The sequence below is a fragment of the Endozoicomonas sp. ONNA2 genome, from assembly GCF_024606365.1.
Classification (GTDB): Bacteria; Pseudomonadota; Gammaproteobacteria; order Pseudomonadales; family Endozoicomonadaceae; genus Endozoicomonas.
In genome coordinates this window covers 1-4,215 of the sequence record NZ_JAHHPO010000909.1, presented here as the reverse complement: position 1 = coordinate 4,215, position 4,215 = coordinate 1, and the positions used below count along the sequence as shown (strand labels likewise).

Here is a 4,215-nt window from a genome sequence, read left to right as displayed (position 1 = left end):
GCACGACCGGCTTCCGAAGGTTTCAACGTCTTCTGAAGTTACGGATTCAGGTTTATGATCGGTATAACTGATCTCCTTAAAGGTATTGTTACTGCAATTGGGGCGTGCCAGTGGGTTCATTGTTTTTCCTCCTCCTTCAGGGTGTTTTGTAGTCTCTGCAGAATCTGATCAGCAATGACTTTCCCACCGCCATGGGAAAATCGTCTGTCAAGTTCACACAATGATGACTCATCGGTATGGGACAATTGCTGGTGAGCAATAGCCATGAGATGGTTGAGTGTTGTGATTGCTCCGGGTTCCGTCGTTAACCTTTCTATAAAATGAGTGATGGATTCCATAACCTCTTCCTGACTTTTGAAGTAGTCAATGGGAGCGGTCCCGGGAAATATGTCATGCCAGTCAATGCTGGCATCCACCATGTGATTTTGCTTTAGCAGTGTTAACTGCTGGCCCTGGCTGTCATTGGCCGGAGGCAGCCAGATAATTTTTTTCCCCAGGGCGGCCGCCTCAAATATGTTGCCCAGTCCCGGGGTCATCAGGGCCACTGTTGCTTGCTGCAAAACATCCTGCACTTGATCAGTTGTCAGTGTCTGGACCTCAAACTGGTCCCCTGTGGCCTCTGCCAGGGTGCGGCTGCCCAGAAATTGGAGCTGGTCGTAATGACTGCCCAGGGTCTGGTTAATGCAGTTCATGATGATTTTTGCGTAGTTCACCATGATGGAAGAAGTCACCAGGGGATTCATTAGCCCACCGGTATTGACCAGCAACAGACTGGCCGTATTGGTTTGGGGGTGCTTATCCTGTAGACGCTGCAGGCCGGACACAATGGAAGGTACGACGATGGTTTCCGGCAGTTTATTTCTGTTTTCCTGTAACCGCTCTTGCACGGTGAGAAAGTTCTGTACCAGATAGAGGTCGGCATGGGTAATGGCTGGAGACACCTCTTTCCAGTACCAGGACAGTGGATCATATACGATGACCTCAAGGCCTGCTTCTTTGGCCCACCCGGCAACCTCCAGATCACAGGCGGTGATAAACAGATCGTATTCACGCAGGTGGCGGAGGTACTTTTCTTTTCGGTCGGTGGCAGAGCCCTGTTCGGTGCAGTCAATGATTCGGTTATAGGGGTACTTGGACTGAATATCGAGGGTGTGCTTTTCGCCGATATAGGCGAGGTGTCTGGCCTGTTTGCGCACGTAAGGAAATATTTCCCCGATGGCAGCAGAAGGGCCAAAACCGAAGGGTTCTGCATTAAATAGTATCTTTTTTTCTGCCCCTGAATCCGTGCTGGAAAATGTGATCTCCCGGCAGGGGGAGGGCTCCTGAACAGGGCGCTGGTTTTCCTGTAGCGTCTGCTCAACGATTTGGATAACCTGGTCTTGGCCATTGCCCCGCAAAAGCACGGTGTTATCTTTGCCAATGTTGTCGGAATAAAAAGCCAGGTTGGCAATAAACGTTTTCAGTTTTTCTGCACTCAGCTCCTCCGAGTTTATCCCAAACTGGTTATCGCCAATCACTTTGGCATTGATCTGCTGTTCATACAGATTTTTCAGGGGTATGGCATAGACGGGCTTGTTCAGGTACATGGCTTCTGACAGCAGCGTGTGCCCTGCGGTGGAGATCACCCCGGTGCAGGCCGCGAGTAATGAAACAAATCGGGCGTCGCCATGGTGATAAAACCGACGACACCCACTATCAGCAGGCAGCGGACACCGTTTGGGTAAAAATATATGCACTGTGATGCCGTCTGGTACACTCTCCCGGACGGTCTGTAGCCATTGATCAATAGGCAGAGTGGTCCACGACTGGGCAGTAATATACATCAGTAACGAGGCCGTTGTGCCATGGCCTTGTCCTTTTGCAGCAATGATTTCCGGACGAATCACCGGTGGCAGCAGGGTTACATTGGCAGTATCCCTGCGCTGTTGCTCTTGAACTCCGGGTTGAACGTTGAAGAAAGAGATTGCCAAACGCTTGTCGGCACGGGGAAAGAAAAGTGACAGCCGCTCCCGTTCATCCCGAAATGACGTGCCCGCCAGATCAGGTATGAAGCTGCCGGTTAAAAACTTGCTTTGCTGGTCACTGGTGATCAGCGGAGCCTGTTTGCTGTAAGCATATTGGGCGGACACCTGCTCGTAATCACTGATCACCAGATCCGGAGTACCCAGTTGTTGGTTCGCTACTGCCATGGCCTGGAAGTTGATTTGGTTGAAGTTCATGCGGTTGTTTTGTGGCAGCTCACTGGAGGCCTCAAAATCCAGCCCGGTCAGACAGCCAGCAATGTAGGGATTGTTCACCTCACATACGTGAACCCCCGGATACTCCTTCTGATGGTTGTGGAAATACTCCAGCGCCTGCCCGTAAGTGAACAGGACGATCTGATGATCTCTGTCCCTGAGGTAATTGAGGCAGGGCAACTGACGGTTCAGATGGTCGTTGCCAATGCCACAGATGCCAATCACTATCTTTTTTTTTTGCCCATAAGTGGAGGCTGCACATCCATGGACAGCCTGGGCATTATGGATTGGTAAACGTCCTGCAGTGGGCCGCTGATCTGTCGTGTCTGCCGCCCGTCCTCGCGAAGATAATCCCCGAGCTTCTGCGCCAGGTAGTCTTTGACCTCGCGAGGAACGGTTCCATCAAGGACGGCATCGTGATCACCGATCAGAATATCCTCGCGCTGCTTGTCGAGGAACAGGTTAAACAGCTGATGTCTTGCGCTTTCAGCGGTCAGGGTTTTTTCCATGAAATTGTCGTTTAACTTGACCAGCACAATGTCCCGTACCGGGACTTCCGATTCCGGGTCACTGTAGTAATCCGAAGGCAGTTGAAAATGGGTCCGGTCGCCAACACTGGTGAGGAACTGTTCAGATTTTCCTGCTTCAGCAACTCCGGCACTGACCACGGGCTCCCATTTGGGCATATCATGGTTACGCACCGAAATGGTCTTGGTGCCCGCAACGGCTTTGAGTTGCCCGTCATCGGTAAACCTGACGAGGGTTTTGTCTGCCGACATGATTTTTCGTTCTGGCAGTTTGCGATGCTGCCGGGCATGCTCCAGTACCAGTGTTGTTTTGCCAGAGCCTGAAGAACCGGCAAGCAGGTAACATCCCGCAGCATCGCCGATACAGGCCGCATGGACCGGGAACAGTTTTCTTCGTAACCACTCAACCCGACAGGCCCCGTAAAGAAGGTGTGGCAGGGTATCCGGCACGATGTCGTTATCGGGAGCCATAACCTGAACGGCTCCTTCACGTTGCACGATGACCGGGCGGCCGTTGGTCTGGACGTATTCCACGCTCACCAGGGGCTGGTCACCATTCTCGGGCTGTGGCTTAAATCCGGGCAGATGGGCTGACAGGTGTTGAATATCCCGCTGGGTCAGTGAAATGTCTCCGGTTGAGGCAAAATCGAGACGGTGCTGTTGTCCGATGTGCCATGAAACGGAAACCTTGCCCAGTGGCGTGTTGCCAATGGCCATATTGACAGGACCCTGGCAATGGTCAGTGTTGTGTATGGCTCCTTTCCTTGCTGCTTCAGAAGAAGAGCCGGGTAAAATGGGTAGTGGGGTCATCATTTAATGTTTTAATCATTTTTGCCATGAGAACTCCCAAGTCAGGCAATAATGGCCTGAGCAATGTGGAATTCTCATTGTGCAGGGTGACTGAAAAATCAGATCACAAATTATTAGGACCGACTTTGGCGACCATAAGAATTTGGTTTGATCAATTACTCTTTTATTAATGACAGTTGTTCTGATACTCAGTATCCCTACCGCAAAGCCTGAGTTGTCAAAAATATCCAGTAAAGATACAGGCCTTGGGATTCCCGGGTGGTAAAAAACTGTCCAGAGATCTTTAAGACCGTTTAATCAAGAGAAAGTTCATTGTTTTTGATTGGTGCTCAAGTTTGAGCAACCACGAAAATACAAAACAGCAACCTATTTCTTGCTGGCTCAGGGACTGTTGGAAAATTCCAGTACTTGAATCTTGTTTATCAAGTCAGTGCTGCAGAAATCATCAAAGACAGGGAAAGCAAAAAACTGAAACAAGCGAGGAAAATGTCAGGATAAAAGGGGGAGTCGTTTTAGCTGGCTCATTTGCGACCAGTCCGGTGCAATCGAAGCGCCGACAGACCCTGGAGTCAGAGGGGGGCGCATTGACTTAGGAATTGTCTAAAAACAACTTTCCTAATATGGACGGTATTACACAAAAA

General features: G+C 50.5%; 2 protein-coding genes. Both read right to left on the bottom strand.

Annotated features, from left to right (window positions below; translation table 11 throughout):
• Window positions 1–116 precede the first annotated feature (116 nt).
• The gene (locus KDK14_RS16160; protein ID WP_257266208.1) at window positions 117–2,462 is read right to left on the bottom strand and encodes a glycosyltransferase family protein; all 2,346 of its coding nucleotides are present in this window, start codon (window positions 2,460–2,462) and stop codon (window positions 117–119) included.
• A complete protein-coding gene (locus tag KDK14_RS16155; protein ID WP_257266207.1) occupies window positions 2,462–3,577 on the bottom strand; it encodes a hypothetical protein in 1,116 nt (371 codons plus the stop codon). Before KDK14_RS16155 ends, KDK14_RS16160 begins: the two co-directional genes overlap by 1 nt.
• Window positions 3,578–4,215 lie beyond the last annotated feature (638 nt).

What these genes read in the sequence shown, in the direction of transcription:
- KDK14_RS16155 (WP_257266207.1), bottom strand. Translation starts at nt 3,577, where the DNA reads ATGATGACCCCACTACCCATTTTACCCGGCTCTTCTTCTGAAGCAGCA.